Source organism: Bacillus sp. JJ1503, from assembly GCF_036965125.1.
Lineage (GTDB): Bacteria > Bacillota > Bacilli > Bacillales > Cytobacillaceae > Cytobacillus.
On sequence record NZ_JBALOZ010000133.1, the window covers coordinates 12,946 to 28,203 of the forward strand.

Consider the following 15,258-nt stretch of genomic DNA (forward strand, 5'->3'; position numbering starts at 1 on the left):
TTTGCTGGACAGGTTTTGGGTTTTTCCGATAAACCAGTCCAAGAAACCTTGTTTACTGGACAGGTTTTGTGTTTTTCCGATAAACCAGTCCAAGAAACCTAGTTTACTGGGCAGGTTTTGGATTTTTCAAATAAACCTGTCCAAAAAACCAGTTTTATTAGGAAGATTACAATCACATTAATAAAAGCCTAAAAAGCATCTGTTCTTAAAAAATAACAAAAAAATGCCTCCAACCGGAAGCACTAAAATAAGGGGGAAATACACTTTGTAGTATGTATTGTTCCCATTATGAAATCTTTTATACATCTAAATTAACTCATTTACCCGATAAATCTTACCGCTTTCTATTTGCGCATCCAAAAGCAAGTTTACTAATGCATCCGCTACTACATGAGCAGGGCGAAGCATACCTTGTTCTTTATACTCCTTGAATTTTTCAAGATCATTAAATGCCTCTTTAGAGGAGGAACGGATCGTCCCCTGCATATCTGTGTCCATAATTCCAGGGCTGAATGCGATGATTTCATGAGGTGCTCCTGCTGTTATTTGTTCAGCAGCGGCTGTTTCTGTGAACATATTCAGCCCCGCTTTCGTGCTGCAATAGGCACTCCATCCTTGAATAGGCCTTTCAGCAGCGCCTGATGATACGTTTACAATTTTAAGAGGAACACATGCATTTTTTAAAAGAATATTCGTGATCATCAAGGGTGCAATTAAGTTAATCTGGACATTTGCAATCAATGCTTGATGATCAAGTGTGCCGGCTGTTGCGATTGGGTCTATTACACCAGCATTATTAATCACATAAATAACCTCTGCTTTTTTGGGTTCCAGCACAGATAGAATTTCCTGAAAGTTTTTCTCTACTTCCTCGGGAACAGCAAGATTGCATGAAAAATGCTGATAGAAAACTTTGTTTACCAAAGCCTTCTCTCTTAACTCTGCATTTTCGGTTCTGGAAACAGTGATCACACCAATTTTCTCACTGATCATTCGTTCCGCAATCGAGGATCCAAGACCTTTTGATGCTCCAGTAATAATAGCGAACTTCATCTAATCACTCCAATATAGGTTTCTACTATCTATTAAAGCAGAATGAAAGCACCGAATACCACTTATTCCCCATTTTCCTGCTCATATTTTTTCATCTCGTCCTCGACAAAATTTATGAGAGACAGGATAATGCCCGCGCTAAAACAAATAATGGTGAGAATAGATAGCCCGAAAAGCCAGTAAAACATAAAAGTAGATACAAAGGTCCAAAGGAGACAATAAAAAGGAGCATTAAGAACCTTTGCCATCTACCATCTCTGCCTCCCAGTAAAATTCACTGAATACATCTGCAAATGCATCAATTGAATGATAAAGCTCTGCTAAATCATTTTCGACACCGCCAAATTCAATTAAGAGTGCCCGATCAGATAAATCCTGATTATAAATTCCGTTTCCTTCGCTTTTTCCTTTCTTGAAAACCCCTCTGCTGATACCGGGAAATTTTGCTTCAAGTCGATGATGAAGTTCTGTAGCTAACTGTAAATTTTTCTGGTAGTTTTTATGTTCCTTCCCGACAACAAAAAACAATCTCGCATATTTCTTTCCGTTTATCTCTTTCATCGTCAATTCCCGCCCCTGTGAGTCCCGATGAATGTCAATGAGAAACTTTAAGTCTTTATTTGAGGCCATGGCGGTTTTGGTCACCTCACGAGAAAGAAGGTAGCTTTGGTTATAGTCCCAATCCTTTTGATTAAGAAGTGACGCCATATTTGTTTTGTCATGTTCCACACCAATTCTTTTTAATGCCAGTTTTTCACTGAGTCTATTGCCAACCGCAATCACATTCACCCGTTCATTAGAGCTTACGGCTTCATCAGGATGATTGACTCCTTTTAACAAGGGGCTGAAGGACTCCCAGCTATGAGAATGATAGATATACACGCTTTTCTTTCCATCCAATGGAGGTGCTGCAGTACTATCCGGCGTGTCCTCGCTAGGGAGATTTTCACTGGCAATCTCTTTTTCTTTCAAAAGGAAATCTATCGGCGGAGCGGACTCGAACGGCAAATTCGTATAGTCTGTTCCTTCACCAGCTACTTCGATCCCCGTATCGAAGATCGAGTACCCTGGTAGTTCTCTCCCCAGGAAGGTGCGAATATCTGTCGGCTTAATATTGGTGGCAAGCTTAAAGGCATTTTCCGATAAATTAGAAAGGCTCAAGCTGGAATCGTTATGGTAAAAATAATGATTCTCAGCCTTAAGCAAATGGATGAATAGCTGGTCAGCTTTAATATTTTTTAATAGTGAATTCATATGTTCAGAGGTAAAGGCAGCGGGGGGTGAAGTTAGAATCCCAGCTAAAATAAAGACGGAAAGAATACTCAAAAGCCACCCGTGAAAATAGAAAAATAAAGTATGTGCCGCTGATTTGTTTTTCATCACGATCCCCCCATCTGTCATATGTATGCCCGTACGAAGAAGAATAGAAGAAGCTTATCGTTTAGGAAATTTCATCAGGGGAAAACTAAAGAAGGCTCATGATTATTTTTTTGCTATGATAACAATAGTCTTGTAAAAGCAGAGTTCCTTTTAAATACGAGAAAACTTCATTTTTTTATCACAATTAACATCTATAGTTTGTTTAGATGATATTAATTTATGGAAGAGGGAAAATACGTGAAAAAGTTGATGGCCATTATATGTACAAGTTTCTTATTATTAGCCGGCTGCGGTGAAACAGGGCAACAGGAAGAGGCAGCGCTGCCTGAAATCATTGAAGCCGATTTAGCTGTTCCCGAAAAAGCAGAAGTGGGGGCAGAGGTTCCCTTAGCTGTGACCGTTACGCAAGGTGATGAAGCTGTTGAAGATGCAAATGAGGTTAAGTTCGAAATATGGAAAGAAGGGCAAAAAGATGCTAGTGAGCTTGTTGTAGCAGAGCATACGGAAAAAGGAAAATATGTGGCTGCCTATACATTCTCTGAAAATGGTCTATTTAATGTTCAATCCCATGTAACTGCAAGGGATATGCATACAATGCCAACAAAAACGATCCAGGTTGGTGAAGTGGAGGCTGAGCATCATGAACATCAAGAGGGAAGCGGTGATGATCACGATCATCATGATAGTGACGTTTCCATCGAACTGCAGAAACCAGATCAATTGAAAGCAGCGGAGCAAACAGCCTTAGATGTTCATTTGCAAAAAGCCAATGAGCCTCTATTAAAAGCAGATGTGAGGCTTGAGATTTTTCAAAAGGGTCAAAACCCGGCTTGGGTGAATATGACGGAAGGCACTAATGGGGAATATAAAACTGATTATAGTTTCCCTGCAAGTGGTGACTTTATTATCAGAATCCATGTAAAAAATGATGAAGGACTCCATGAACATACTGAGGTGGAAGTAACAGTAGAATAAGCGAAAACGTGCAGTCTATGAACTGCGCGTTTTTTTTTGAAAAATTTTCATAAGAGCTTCCTCTCGCTAAATAGTCGAAAAATCAATAAAATAGAGAGTAGACAGATAGAAAAGCAGGTGCAAACAAAATGAGAGGTACTCATCTATTTTTTAACACAGGAATTGGGAGGCAGAAGCCTAATAGCATCCGTAATAAAGAGCAGAGATGCCCGTTTTGCGAAAGGGAGAAGCTAACAGATATTCTAGCGACAGACGGCTCGATTATCATATTGAAAAATAAATTTCCGGTTCTAGAACATACGTATCAAACGGTTTTAATTGAAACGGATGATTGTCATAGCGAGCTATCCATCTATCCTGAGGAACACTTGAATAAGCTTATTCGATTTGGTTTGACTCATTGGCTGGAAATGATTAGGACAAGAAAGTATAAGTCCGTGATCTTTTTTAAGAATCATGGACCATTATCGGGCGGATCGATTGCTCATCCGCATATGCAGATTATTGGCTTAGAGGATATTGATTATGGTGAAAAGGTACAAGCGAGCGATTTCGAAGGCATAACCATTCATGAGAAAAATGGGACGATTTTTTCAATCTCAACAGCACCGAGGGTTGGGTTTTATGAGTTCAATGTGAAGCTTGGGGATATTCAGGATATTAAGGCATTTGCGAAATACATTCAGACGGCAGCCCACTACATACTGAATCATTTTCCGTTTCCTTGTACGAGCTATAATTTATTCTTTTACGAGTTTGCTGGAAATATCTATGCAAAGGTAGTGCCGCGTTCAGTCACGACACCATTATTTATCGGGTATTTTATTCCTCAAGTTCCAAATAATATAGAGTGGATGAAGAATGATGTTCGGGAGCGTTATTTTGGATAAAGGGAAATAAACCCATTCGGCCTTCTAAAGTTGTTATTTAGCTGATAAAAAAATATAATGAAGTGTTGTTATTTTGGTTGCTTTTTAATAAGGAGATTGCCATTGCTATGTCTACAAATAAAACTACAACCCCTCCTAAAATAGATTTAAACTTAGTGTTCATTGTGTTTTTATTGTTTTTAGTAAGTTGTATTTCGATTTATAGCGCTCAGACGACTGGGCAATATAAAGAGAATTTTCTTTTAAAGCAGATTGTTTGGTATATGGTTGGAACGGGTATTATTGCTGCAGTGATTTCGCTTGATTCGGAACAGCTAAGAAAGATTTCTTGGTATGCCTATAGCTTTGGATTATTCTTGCTGGCTTTTCTAATCGTTGCTCCAAGCAGTATTGCACCCGTTATTAATGGAGCTAAGGCTTGGTATAGAGTACCAGGTATGGGCTCATTACAGCCTTCTGAGCTTGTTAAGGTTTTTCTCATTCTTGTTCTGGCAAGAGTGATTGATGAACATCATCAAAAGAATCCGATCAAAACGATCCAAACTGACTTCAAGCTGCTGATGAAGCTCGGCGTATTTACGGGAATTCCTTTATTGCTTGTGATGCAGCAGCCCGACCTTGGGACAGGCCTTGTTTTTATCTCCATTTTGCTGGGAATGATTTTTATCTCGGGGATTACTTGGAAGCTGCTCGCGCCTATTTTTGGGACAGGTCTTACTTTGATTTCAATTATTTTTTACTTTGTCCTTTGGCATCCAGAGATTTTGGAGAAATATTTAGGTGTGAAGGAGTATCAATTTGGGCGGATTTATTCATGGCTCGATCCGTATAATTATCAAAGCTCAGCAGGCTTCCAATTAACGAGGTCGCTTCTTGCCATTGGGTCAGGAGAAACGAGCGGGAAAGGGTATGGAACGAGAGAAGTCTATTTGCCTGAAAGTCACACAGACTTCATCTTTAGTATCGTAGGTGAAGAGTTTGGCTTTATTGGGGCAAGTGTTTTAGTCAGTTTATTCTTTCTGCTTATATACCAGATTACCAAGATTGGAATGGAAACGAAAAATGACTTTTATTCGTATATTTGTGTAGGGGTCATCAGTATGATCACCTTTCACGTCTTCCAGAATATTGGCATGACGATCGGGCTTCTTCCGATTACAGGAATCCCGCTGCCGTTTATTAGTTATGGAGGCAGCTCATTAATGGGGAATATGCTCGGGCTTAGTTTAATCTTCTCCATTCGCTACCATTATAAAAAGTATATGTTTTCAAATAATGATTAAGAAAGCGAGGCGTTATTCGCCCCGCTTTTAATCGATTACCCCCGTTTCTGCGATCCTCACCTTCGTGTTAATTTTTACTGTTAAATTTTGATAATCATCCTTCCACTTTTTGAAATCATAGCCGCGAATATACTTTCGATGTAAAAAACCAAATCCGATTGGATCCGCTTTTTCTTTTTGAAATCTTTTGATCAATTCTAAACATTTTTCATTAATATCTTTTTCCAGCTTTTTTTCAATCTCTTCTACTACTTTTGGAGTTAACCTCTCACCCGTATATTCCTTGATAACACCTACCGTTTTAATATCAATGGCAACATGTAACGGTTTTTCTTTCGATAATTTAAATTTATGCTTGGATGTAATGCTTTTAACATCTGCATCTTTCCCTTTTTCTAAATGAACTCTATAGCTGCCCTCCGTATGATTGTCGACTAGCAGCTTAAAATAGAACATCTCCTTTTTAGGAAGGACATATACTTCTTTATCATTTCTAAAAATGCTTAAGCCGCTTATTTCCATTTTGTTTTGGGCAATTTGTCTTAACTCAGGAAGATAGGGATCCTTCCCCTTCATATAATAGTCTCGCAAAAAGATATGTAAATTGGTCTCGGGCACATCCCCGCGCTGGATATTATGCTCAATCAGATCATTTATATAGTTTGAATTGCCCTCAGGCCCATAATCTCCTTTTAATATTTCCAAGGCACTTCCGTGTGACGTTGCTAAGAAATTTCTTGCCCCGACACTTGGATCTCTTTGGTAAGTATCAATAAAATCAATAATTCCTTCGTCCACAAGCTTGTCTCCAAAAATCGAGACTAATACTCCACCTGTTACGATGGGTTTGGATGATTCCTTTTGAAGATTCAACATGAGATCCCGTCTTAAGCTAGCTTCGGATGTATATGTGTTATTTTTGATTGATTTATCGGGAAGATATTCTTGGGTGAGAAGCGTCCCGATGAATTTGCCTTCAGCAAGTTTATCAAATGCTGCTGCAGATTCAATATTAATATTATCAATGACTTTCCTTTGGACACAGCCTGACAATAAAATAGAGAGGATTAATAGAATAGAAAGCTTGCCTCGATTTCTCATGACCTCTTCACCTTCTTTGCAATCATCGTGCTAATGAATAGGATTGGAATGTAAATATAATTTAAAACAAATCCCGCTTTTCCAGTTAAATCATTTAGAAAACCTACTTTTGCACGCGTATCAAAAAAGGGGCTAACGATTAATATGATGAGTGCAATGATAAAAACTCCTTTTTTTTGTTTAATATTCATTAACCGTTTTAACAGTCTTGAGGCGGCCCAAAGGGCGATGCAAACATTAGGAAGGATGATTAAATTCCAATTGGCAATTCCGATGTATTCGATTCGCTCGACAAAAGGCAATTTCACAATTTTCCACATCGTTAATGTTGCCCATATAGACTTTTCAAGCTGTTCTTGAGAAAAATACACAATCGTCACAATCATAAAGCTTGTGTAAATAAAAGTAGTAAATAAAAGGGCGAAATGGGCCCATTTTTTCGATTTTTGCGGTTCCTTGATAAAAGGAAAGCAAAATAGAATAATTTCAAAACCGATATAAGTGAGTGACATGTGATAAGAACCTAAAAGGATTTCTTTAATCGAATGATCCCAAACCGGCAAAAGATGCATGTAATTGCCAAACTTCAAATTAAAGCCAAAAGCAAAATGCACATAAGCAGGCAGGAGCATTGAGAAAAAGGCGATGCCCACAACCGTTCGAAATCCGCCAAAAATGATATACGTACAAAGAAGCAAAAACAGCAAGGAAAACCAGAAAGTACTAAGACTGGGAAACATCCAAACTTGAATAACTTCGATATACGAGCGCAAAACTGTTAAAGCAAGCAATGTAAAGTAGAGAACAAAAATGGAACTAATAATTTTGCCAACAATATTTCCGAAAATATATTTATGTGCTGTGACTATATCTCCATTAACCGTTTCCATGACTTTATATATCATCCACATGAGGATATGAAGGGAAAGCCCCGCAAACAAAACAGAAATCCAAGCATCATTCCCTGAATAGGCGACAATTACGCGCTGAAATCCGAGAATCCCTATACCAATTTGCATAGAAGTGATTAAATAAAAAACTAAAAATGGGGATATTTTTACTCCTTCAGGTATAGGCTGTTCCTGCATACTTTCCCCCCCTTATTCATCAATATCTTTTTTAGTATTCGCTTTTTCCTTATTAAATCGAACTGGATTTTTTGTTCTTAATAAATATGGTCGCGTTGTATCCTTTGAAAATGGCAGCCTGATGATTGTATCTTTCAAGTCTTTCACCCTTAATGGATAAATAGGCTCCAAAAATGGTCGTCCAAGAGAAGTCAGCCTTATTAAATGGGTAAGCATAATACAGAAGCAGAAGACAATCCCGAGCAATCCCCAAAACTCAGCAAAAAGCAAAAATGGGAACCGCAGTAAGCGGATCGTGTTGCCCATCTTGTATACGGGTGTCGTAAAGGATCCAAGAGCAGCCAAGGCAACAAGAATAAGAAGTACATTACTTGTAAGTCCAGCTTCCACGGAAGCAGTCCCAATCACAATTCCTCCAACGATACCAATTGTTTGCCCAACCTTTGTCGGCAGCCTTGCTCCCGCTTCTCTTAACAGTTCAATCGTTAATTCAAGAAATATTGCTTCGAGTATAGGCGGGAAGGGAACAATCCTTCTTGACGTAATCAATGTTCCTATTAGGTCATTAGGAATGAGCTCATAATGATAAGTAAGGACAGCGACATATATTGGCGTAATAAGAATTGAAAATAAAACAGCAAAAACCCGAACGAGCCTGAAAAAAGAGGCTAGAAGCCAATTTAAGAAATAATCCTCAAACGAGCCGAAGAACTCGACAAGTGTCGTTGGGGTAATAAGAACGTGTGGTGATCCATCTACGACAATGGCTATTTTTCCTTCTGCCAATATCCCAACTACACGGTCTGGCCTCTCCGTGTCGAGCAATTGCGGAAAAGGAGAGTTTGAATTATCGCTAATAAGCTGAACGATATAGGAGCTGTCTGTAATAGCATCAAACTCGACTTCTTTAATCCTTTGTCTTACTGTGTTTACATTCGCTTCATCGGTAATTCCTTCCATAAATAATATGGCAATTCTTGTTTTGGACAACTTCCCCAACGTGCATTCCTCAATAATCAGTTCCTGTGCGGGCAATCTTTTTCTAATTAAATTTATGTTTTGCCCTAAAGATTCAACAAAGGCCTCTTTTGGCCCAATAACGGAGAATTCAATTTCAGGCGGAGTGATTCCCCGGACAATTTCCTTTTGTACAGAAATAAAAGCAAACTGCTCTTCATTATTTCCAATAGTCAGCATCAAATAGCCGTTAAATAATTTTTGCTCAATTTGAGTGGGATCCTTTGATATTTCCATATCCGGTATAGGCAAAATCTTTTTAATATCTTCGATTGTATGAAAATCATCTTCAAGTAAATGAGGAAGAATACTTTGTTGAATAATCTTGTCATCCACTAAAGTAGACATAAAGGTTAGGCAAAAATGAATATTTGTCTTTTGACTTATATGATAGGATTGTGTGAAATCCTCCGATCTTTTTAGTTCTTTCTCCCAGTTGCTTTGTTTTTGTTGACTTTTCTTTGTGCTAATCCACTTTTTCATCCAATCACCATCATTTTAGGTATTACGAGTATTGTTACCGAAATTGGCGGGATTATGAATGAAAGGGCTAAATTTACTTTTTAAGAAAATTAAAAGAAGGCTAAATCAGCCTTCCTTCTTTCTTGCTAATTGTTCTCTATTCTTCGTTCCAGGCGGCTGTTCGAGCCACCCATGCTTAATCATAATATCAGCCCCGCTTTTTGCGTTCATAATTCAGCGCTAAATCGAAGCGAGCATTCCCTCTTTAGCCGGCTGAGGTAAATGTAAGATTTGGTGTTCCATTAAAAACGCTCCTTTCGTCCTATAGGGTCGCCTCTTCTGTTAATTCTTTTTCTTTTCCAGGAGATATTATTCTTATTGCATATCATTAAGGAGGTTTAAAGTACATGGAAATTAGCCATGATCATATTAAATTAACATCTAGTGAATTGTCTGTTTTATTTGGATCGTATTTAAATGATACTTTAGCAATTTGTGTCAATTCTTATTTTTTGAGCATGTGGAAGATCCGGAAGTGAAGGCGTGTTTGGAATATGGATTAGATTTATCCAAAAAACATATAGCTTTGTCACGAAAGTTTTTAATGAAGAAGGAATTCCTGTTCCATTAGGTTTTACCGAACAAGACGTTAATGAAAAAACTCCGAGGCTGTTTAGTGATGAAATGATGTTACATTACATTGAAAATATGGGGGCAATAGGCTTGAAAACATATAGTGATGCCTTATTAAACTCAGCCCGTCATGATATTCGAGAATTTTCAGGACTTGGCGAGGGGTTAGGATATTAAATTGAATGAAAAAGCCCGCAAAAAGCTGCGGGTTTTTTCGGGAAAGCGACCTTTATTTCGCAAAAAATTTCTCAATATCATCAAGCATTAAATTTGCAGCAATAACTCCGCCGGCAGTATTCCAGATTACATCATCTACTTTATGAATATTACCTGCTTTTGCAACACTTAGATTTTGGAATAATGGGTCTTCAATCCATTCTTTTTCAAGATTGCTTGCCTCGCCATCTCCAGTTTCATAAGTAAAGTAGAATAAGATATCCCCATCCATTGCAGGAATTCTTTCTTTCGTTGCATTTCTTTCTGCAAAATCATCTACGTTCTGACTTTCAGGTCTTTTTAAACCAATTTGCTCAAGAATAACACCTGAGAATGTATCCTTATGATAGATTCGTACATCTCCAGCCATAAAGCGGACGATGGAAACTTCTTGATTGACTTTATCTCCAAGCTTCTCTTGAATATCTTTAATGCGCTGTTCATAATCAGCAATCACTTTTTGTCCATCTTCTTCTTTATTCAATGCTTGTGCATAAAGTTTAAAGTTGTCTTGCCAGTTTCCGCGTAAAGTTTCAGCAAATACAGTAGGGGCAATCGCATTCAACTGATCATAAATTTTTTCTTGGCGCATTTTATTTCCGATAATTAAATCAGGCTTTAATGCTGCAATGGCTTCAACATTAACTTCACTTTCCGTTCCAACGACTTTAACATCAGCCATTTTATCTGCAATATGAGGATACCAAGGATCCCCTGTCCATGATTGAACAGCTCCAACTGGTGTTACCCCCATTGAAAGAAGCGCCTCTGTTCCTTCATTGGTTAAAATCACAACCCTCTTAGGTGTTTCTTTAATTGGAGTTTCTCCCATCGCATGCTGTACCGTATAACCTGTTTCTTCAGAAGCATGATCTGTTCCTTTGTCCTTGTCAGCTTGCTCGCCATTGTTATTTCCGCATGCAGCTAAAATGAAAAGGGACATCATAAAAATAATTGTAAATGATAATTTAAAAGCCTTCATTCTTTTTGTTTCCTCCTAATTGCTACTGATAATCATTTTCATTACTATCATAATATTATGATGGTTTAAAAGGGCTGTCAATAGGTAAATGAAAATGATTATCAAAATCATTGACATGGTGTTTTTCATCCCATAGACTGAATATGTAGGAACTTCTATTCATGAAAGGTTTAAGATTTATGATTTTAAAAAATAATTCTCTAAGATGGACGGGTTTAATCCTATCAATTCTCCTTTTGCTTTTTCTTATGTGCCTTAGTATTGTATATGGTTATACGAATACAACATGGAAAATGGCAATTGATGCCTTTTTGGCTTTTGACGGGTCGAACGAGCATCTTATTATACAGTCAGTTAGGCTGCCAAGAGCGATGATAGCTGCAGCAGTTGGGGCGAGTCTGGCTGTCGCGGGTGTATTGCTTCAAACTTTAACGAAAAACCCATTGGCTGCACCTGAAATATTTGGTATAAATGCGGGTGCTGGGTTTGCGGTTGTTATTGTGGTGACACTATTTTCCCTTAGCAATTTACATATCTTTACGTGGGTGTCTTTTTTAGGGGCTACTATTGCCTTTGTTTGTGTATATGCGATTGGTTCAATAGGAAGAGAAGGATTAACACCAATGAAGCTTACCTTAGCTGGAGCCGCTATAAGTGCGATGTTTGCCTCCATGACACAAGGATTTCTTGTTATTAATGAAACGGCTTTGGATCAAGTTCTTTTTTGGCTAGCTGGATCTGTATCCGGCAGAAAGCTCGACACGCTACTAGCCGTACTGCCTTATTTAGCCGTTGGCTGGATTCTATCTTTGTCCATTTCCAACCAGATGAATATTCTATCAATGGGTGAGGATGTGGCTAAAGGCTTAGGCTTGAAAACGGGGCTTCTAAAACTAGGAGCTGGAATAGCCATCATTCTTTTATCTGGCGGAGCAGTTGCTGTTGCAGGTCCAATTGGCTTTATTGGAATTGTGATCCCTCATATTACACGTGCTGTTGTTGGAATTGATCACAGATGGGTGATTACCTTTTCGGCACTTTTCGGAGGCATGCTGCTTCTTATGGCAGACATCGCCTCTAGGTATATCATTATGCCGCAGGAAGTGCCTGTCGGTGTGATGACAGCTGTTATTGGAACTCCTTTTTTCATCTATATCGCGAGAAAGGGGTTCAATAAATAATGCGGCAATATCAAAGTTTTCGTGTATACAAGGATAAAATTTCTTTCTTAATTGATCGGAAGGCATTATTTATTTTTCTTATACTTTTAAGTGCTGCAGCAGTAGTATTTATTATTAGTACCGGAACCGGAGAGATGAAGATCAGTCCATTAAATGTGGTGAAGGTGTTTTTCGGAGGCGGTACAGAAATGGAACGTCTTGTCGTTCAATCTTTCCGGCTGCCGAGGATCATTGTGTCATTATTAGTCGGAATTGGACTGGCCGTTGCAGGAGGGATTCTACAGGGTATTATTCGTAATCCTCTTGCTTCTCCAGATATTTTAGGGATTACCGGGGGTGCATCCGTTGCGGTTGTTGGCTTTCTCGCCCTTTTCAGCGATGAAAGCAATGCTCTGACTGTGAGCATTGAATGGCTGCCTGTCGCTGCATTTTTCGGTGCAACGGTTGTTGCTTTTTTAGTCTATTTTTTAGCATGGAAAGATGGAGTTTCACCGATTCGATTAGTGTTAATCGGGATTGGATTATACAGCCTTATGAAAGCCCTCACTACTTTAATGATGCTTCTCGGTCCCATTTATCAGGCGAGTCAAGCGAATATTTGGATTACAGGAACGGTTTATGGCTCTAACTGGAGCCATGTGACCATTCTAGTTCCTTGGATATTGATTCTGTGCATGGCTGCCTTTATTTCGGCCCGAAATGTGAATATTCAGGAGCTTGGGGATGATATTGCTACAGGGGTAGGAAGCCATGTTCAGAGGAATCGCTTTCTATTGCTCATGATCAGTACTGCGTTGATTGGCGGCTCCGTTGCTTTTGCAGGCGGCATCGGCTTTGTAGGTTTAATGGCACCGCATATGGCAAGAAGATTAGTAGGGTCTGCCTTCGGGGCACTGCTTCCCGTATCGGCGTTAATCGGAGGCATACTCGTGATGGCTGCTGACCTAATTGGACGGACACTGTTTTCGCCGCTTGAGATCCCAGCTGGTGTGTTCACGGCCAGTATTGGAGCGCCGTACTTCATATATTTACTTTTTAAAACGAGGAATTCATAGAGTTTATTAAAGGAGGGAGCGGAGTATGGTAAATGCACAGGCGATTGTCACGAATCAACTGACTTTATCCTATGGGGATACAATTATCATCAATGAGCTTGATTTAAAGATCCCAAAAGGGGAAGTGACGGTCTTTATTGGGGGAAATGGCTGTGGCAAATCAACTTTGCTCAGATCTATTGCTCGGTTACTAAAGCCTAAATCAGGTGCGATTTTACTAGAAGGAGAGGCAATTGCTAAATTGTCTACGAAGGAGGTAGCTAGAAAGATGGCGATCCTTCCCCAATCCCCATCGGCACCTGAGGGGTTAACAGTTCTTCAGCTAGTCAAGCAGGGACGCTACCCATACCAAACATGGCTGAAGCAATGGTCAGACGAAGACGAGAAAAAGGTGAATGCTGCATTAAAGGCGACAAGTCTTGAGCCATTAAAGGATCGGACTGTGGATTCTCTTTCTGGGGGGCAAAGGCAACGTGCATGGATTGCGATGACGCTTGCTCAGGACACGGATACGATTCTGCTTGATGAACCGACGACTTATTTAGATATGACACATCAAATTGAGATCCTTGATTTGTTGTTTGAATTAAATGAAAAAGAACAGCGAACCATTGTAATGGTTTTGCATGATTTAAATTTAGCCTGCCGTTATGCCCATAATATTGTGGCGATTAAAGATCAAAAAATATTTGCACAAGGGAAGCCGGAGTACGTTATTAATTACAGTTTAGTTAAGAATGTGTTTGGGATGGATTGTGAAGTAACAATGGATCCATTGTTTGGAACTCCATTATGCATTCCTTATGGAAAGGGAAGATGTATTCTAAAAAAGGATGGGACTGGCAATGGTTCAAAAGCTCTCCGAATCGCAGATTAATGAGCTTCTTTCATTTCGTTTTACAACGGAAAAGTACCCATCCCCATTGTCCGTTTCTATGGAACTGCTGCAGGATGAACAAGTTTTAATCGATTATTTAGAGACGCTTGGCAAGCATGTAGGAGCAGCAAATGAGAAGGTTACTGCCTCCATTTTTATGAAAAGATATGCTTTTTTAGCGGTCATTTACCTGTATGCTATGACTGCTTGGAATAGACAGATGGATATTTCATTTGAGAATATTTCACTAGAAACCAATTCTCAGGATGAATTATGGCTCCCGCGATTTTATTTTAATGAGGTACGTTTAAAGATGGTCGAGAGTGATCGAGAAGAATGGCGGGAGAATGGGGTTAAGATTCTTTTTCATAGTCACTTATATCCGCTAGTTAATAGCCTTTCGAAGGCTACTAAAGTATCTAAGCTGATTCTTTGGGAAAATATTGCTGTTTATATTTACTGGCTGTATGAATCAGTTTTTGGAAAAGAAGATGTGCCGGAGGACGTGGCTCGGCGTTCAAAAGAGGATTTTCATTATATTATTTTTCAAGCATCTGGTTCCTTATTTGGCAGCAATAAGGAAAATCCGCTAAAAAGGTATTATAATCAGCATATATATGTCGAGGAGCTGAAGGCGGAGGTCAGACCGAGAAATACATGCTGCTATTCTTACTTAACAATTAATAAGAAGCGTTGTGTGACCTGCCCGCACTCATGTGCACCTTGTCCACTAATTAGTGAAATCACAAGAAAGGAGGAAGCAGCTCTTGAATCAAGAATTAAAGGACAAGCTTGATGGCTTGCTTGAGAAATATACCGAGCTATTAATCGGTGACTCTAATGAAGAGTTAAAGGATAAGGTCCAAGCCTGGATAATATATTCATATATCGCTAAATCGATGGCACCTTTAACGAAACACTGGAATGAAACCTATCCCGAGGCGAAAGAAGAGATGAAAGCTTTAGTAGCTGAGATAAAGAGGCTGAACGATGAGCATCGCAGCAAATGATGCCCGCTTCTAGCAAAAATCCGCTAGAGCGGGAATCACATGCACTAACTGATGC

15 protein-coding genes are annotated in these 15,258 nt (G+C 39.1%); 9 read left to right on the plus strand and 6 right to left on the minus strand.

Annotated features, from left to right (window positions below):
- Nucleotides 1-306 precede the first annotated feature (306 nt).
- Both V7149_RS11590 and spoIIP read right to left on the minus strand, forming a co-directional pair.
- Entirely contained in the window at nucleotides 307-1,053 is a 747-nt protein-coding gene (locus V7149_RS11590; protein ID WP_335345785.1) for a (S)-benzoin forming benzil reductase, read from the minus strand.
- A gap of 231 nt (nucleotides 1,054-1,284) precedes the next feature.
- Nucleotides 1,285-2,433 carry a stage II sporulation protein P gene (gene spoIIP / locus V7149_RS11595; protein ID WP_335345786.1) on the minus strand — a complete coding sequence of 383 codons (1,149 nt, stop codon included), beginning with the start codon at nucleotides 2,431-2,433 and terminating at the stop codon, nucleotides 1,285-1,287.
- 237 nt (nucleotides 2,434-2,670) lie between these two features.
- On the opposite strand from spoIIP, the gene V7149_RS11600 reads away from it, so the two are divergent.
- The 3 genes from V7149_RS11600 to V7149_RS11610 all read left to right on the plus strand — a co-directional run bounded on the left by V7149_RS11600 (nucleotide 2,671) and on the right by V7149_RS11610 (nucleotide 5,581).
- Nucleotides 2,671-3,408 (plus strand): FixH family protein, encoded by a 738-nt coding sequence (locus V7149_RS11600; RefSeq protein ID WP_335345787.1) that lies wholly within the window; start codon nucleotides 2,671-2,673, stop codon nucleotides 3,406-3,408.
- 128 nt (nucleotides 3,409-3,536) lie between these two features.
- Nucleotides 3,537-4,298: a DUF4931 domain-containing protein gene (locus V7149_RS11605; protein WP_335345788.1), complete on the plus strand. Its 762-nt coding sequence runs from the start codon at nucleotides 3,537-3,539 to the stop codon at nucleotides 4,296-4,298.
- A gap of 107 nt (nucleotides 4,299-4,405) precedes the next feature.
- Nucleotides 4,406-5,581 carry an FtsW/RodA/SpoVE family cell cycle protein gene (locus V7149_RS11610; protein ID WP_335345789.1) on the plus strand — a complete coding sequence of 392 codons (1,176 nt, stop codon included), beginning with the start codon at nucleotides 4,406-4,408 and terminating at the stop codon, nucleotides 5,579-5,581.
- 27 nt (nucleotides 5,582-5,608) lie between these two features.
- On the opposite strand, the gene V7149_RS11615 is transcribed toward V7149_RS11610, so the two are convergent.
- Genes V7149_RS11615 through V7149_RS11625 form a run of 3 tightly spaced genes read right to left on the minus strand, consistent with a single transcriptional unit; the run spans nucleotide 5,609 to nucleotide 9,270 of the window.
- A complete protein-coding gene (locus V7149_RS11615; RefSeq protein WP_335345790.1) occupies nucleotides 5,609-6,682 on the minus strand; it encodes a Ger(x)C family spore germination protein in 1,074 nt (357 codons plus the stop codon).
- A complete protein-coding gene (locus tag V7149_RS11620) occupies nucleotides 6,679-7,770 on the minus strand; it encodes a GerAB/ArcD/ProY family transporter (RefSeq protein WP_335345791.1) in 1,092 nt (363 codons plus the stop codon). The genes V7149_RS11615 and V7149_RS11620 overlap by 4 nt, the downstream gene beginning before the upstream one ends.
- Before the next feature lie 12 nt (nucleotides 7,771-7,782).
- Complete coding sequence (locus tag V7149_RS11625) at nucleotides 7,783-9,270, minus strand: spore germination protein (protein ID WP_335345792.1); 1,488 nt, start codon at nucleotides 9,268-9,270, stop codon at nucleotides 7,783-7,785.
- 522 nt (nucleotides 9,271-9,792) lie between these two features.
- Between V7149_RS11625 and V7149_RS11630 the strand changes: the two genes are divergently transcribed.
- Complete coding sequence (locus tag V7149_RS11630) at nucleotides 9,793-10,059, plus strand: DUF3231 family protein (RefSeq protein WP_335345793.1); 267 nt, start codon at nucleotides 9,793-9,795, stop codon at nucleotides 10,057-10,059.
- A 52-nt stretch (nucleotides 10,060-10,111) separates the two neighbouring features.
- On the opposite strand, the gene V7149_RS11635 is transcribed toward V7149_RS11630, so the two are convergent.
- Nucleotides 10,112-11,080, minus strand: a complete 969-nt coding sequence (locus V7149_RS11635) for an ABC transporter substrate-binding protein (protein WP_335345794.1) — start codon at nucleotides 11,078-11,080, stop codon at nucleotides 10,112-10,114.
- A gap of 179 nt (nucleotides 11,081-11,259) precedes the next feature.
- On the opposite strand from V7149_RS11635, the gene V7149_RS11640 reads away from it, so the two are divergent.
- From V7149_RS11640 to V7149_RS11660, 5 genes are read left to right on the plus strand one after another with little or no spacing between them, the layout of a single operon-like run.
- Nucleotides 11,260-12,261 (plus strand): FecCD family ABC transporter permease, encoded by a 1,002-nt coding sequence (locus tag V7149_RS11640; RefSeq protein WP_335345799.1) that lies wholly within the window; start codon nucleotides 11,260-11,262, stop codon nucleotides 12,259-12,261.
- Complete coding sequence (locus tag V7149_RS11645) at nucleotides 12,261-13,316, plus strand: FecCD family ABC transporter permease (protein WP_335345795.1); 1,056 nt, start codon at nucleotides 12,261-12,263, stop codon at nucleotides 13,314-13,316. The genes V7149_RS11640 and V7149_RS11645 overlap by 1 nt, the downstream gene beginning before the upstream one ends.
- Nucleotides 13,317-13,341: 25 nt before the next feature.
- Entirely contained in the window at nucleotides 13,342-14,193 is an 852-nt protein-coding gene (locus V7149_RS11650; RefSeq protein ID WP_335345796.1) for an ABC transporter ATP-binding protein, read from the plus strand.
- Nucleotides 14,162-14,989: an IucA/IucC family C-terminal-domain containing protein gene (locus tag V7149_RS11655; RefSeq protein ID WP_335345797.1), complete on the plus strand. Its 828-nt coding sequence runs from the start codon at nucleotides 14,162-14,164 to the stop codon at nucleotides 14,987-14,989. The genes V7149_RS11650 and V7149_RS11655 overlap by 32 nt, the downstream gene beginning before the upstream one ends.
- Nucleotides 14,961-15,203, plus strand: a complete 243-nt coding sequence (locus V7149_RS11660) for a YusU family protein (protein ID WP_335345798.1) — start codon at nucleotides 14,961-14,963, stop codon at nucleotides 15,201-15,203. The genes V7149_RS11655 and V7149_RS11660 overlap by 29 nt, the downstream gene beginning before the upstream one ends.
- Nucleotides 15,204-15,258 lie beyond the last annotated feature (55 nt).

What these genes read in the sequence shown, in the direction of transcription:
- V7149_RS11590 (WP_335345785.1), bottom strand. Translation starts at nt 1,053, where the DNA reads ATGAAGTTCGCTATTATTACTGGAGCATCAAAAGGTCTTGGATCCTCG.
- spoIIP (WP_335345786.1), bottom strand. Translation starts at nt 2,433, where the DNA reads ATGAAAAACAAATCAGCGGCACATACTTTATTTTTCTATTTTCACGGG.
- V7149_RS11605 (WP_335345788.1), top strand. Translation starts at nt 3,537, where the DNA reads ATGAGAGGTACTCATCTATTTTTTAACACAGGAATTGGGAGGCAGAAG.
- V7149_RS11610 (WP_335345789.1), top strand. Translation starts at nt 4,406, where the DNA reads ATGTCTACAAATAAAACTACAACCCCTCCTAAAATAGATTTAAACTTA.
- V7149_RS11615 (WP_335345790.1), bottom strand. Translation starts at nt 6,682, where the DNA reads ATGAGAAATCGAGGCAAGCTTTCTATTCTATTAATCCTCTCTATTTTA.
- V7149_RS11620 (WP_335345791.1), bottom strand. Translation starts at nt 7,770, where the DNA reads ATGCAGGAACAGCCTATACCTGAAGGAGTAAAAATATCCCCATTTTTA.
- V7149_RS11625 (WP_335345792.1), bottom strand. Translation starts at nt 9,270, where the DNA reads ATGAAAAAGTGGATTAGCACAAAGAAAAGTCAACAAAAACAAAGCAAC.
- V7149_RS11635 (WP_335345794.1), bottom strand. Translation starts at nt 11,080, where the DNA reads ATGAAGGCTTTTAAATTATCATTTACAATTATTTTTATGATGTCCCTT.
- V7149_RS11640 (WP_335345799.1), top strand. Translation starts at nt 11,260, where the DNA reads ATGATTTTAAAAAATAATTCTCTAAGATGGACGGGTTTAATCCTATCA.
- V7149_RS11645 (WP_335345795.1), top strand. Translation starts at nt 12,261, where the DNA reads ATGCGGCAATATCAAAGTTTTCGTGTATACAAGGATAAAATTTCTTTC.
- V7149_RS11650 (WP_335345796.1), top strand. Translation starts at nt 13,342, where the DNA reads ATGGTAAATGCACAGGCGATTGTCACGAATCAACTGACTTTATCCTAT.
- V7149_RS11655 (WP_335345797.1), top strand. Translation starts at nt 14,162, where the DNA reads ATGGTTCAAAAGCTCTCCGAATCGCAGATTAATGAGCTTCTTTCATTT.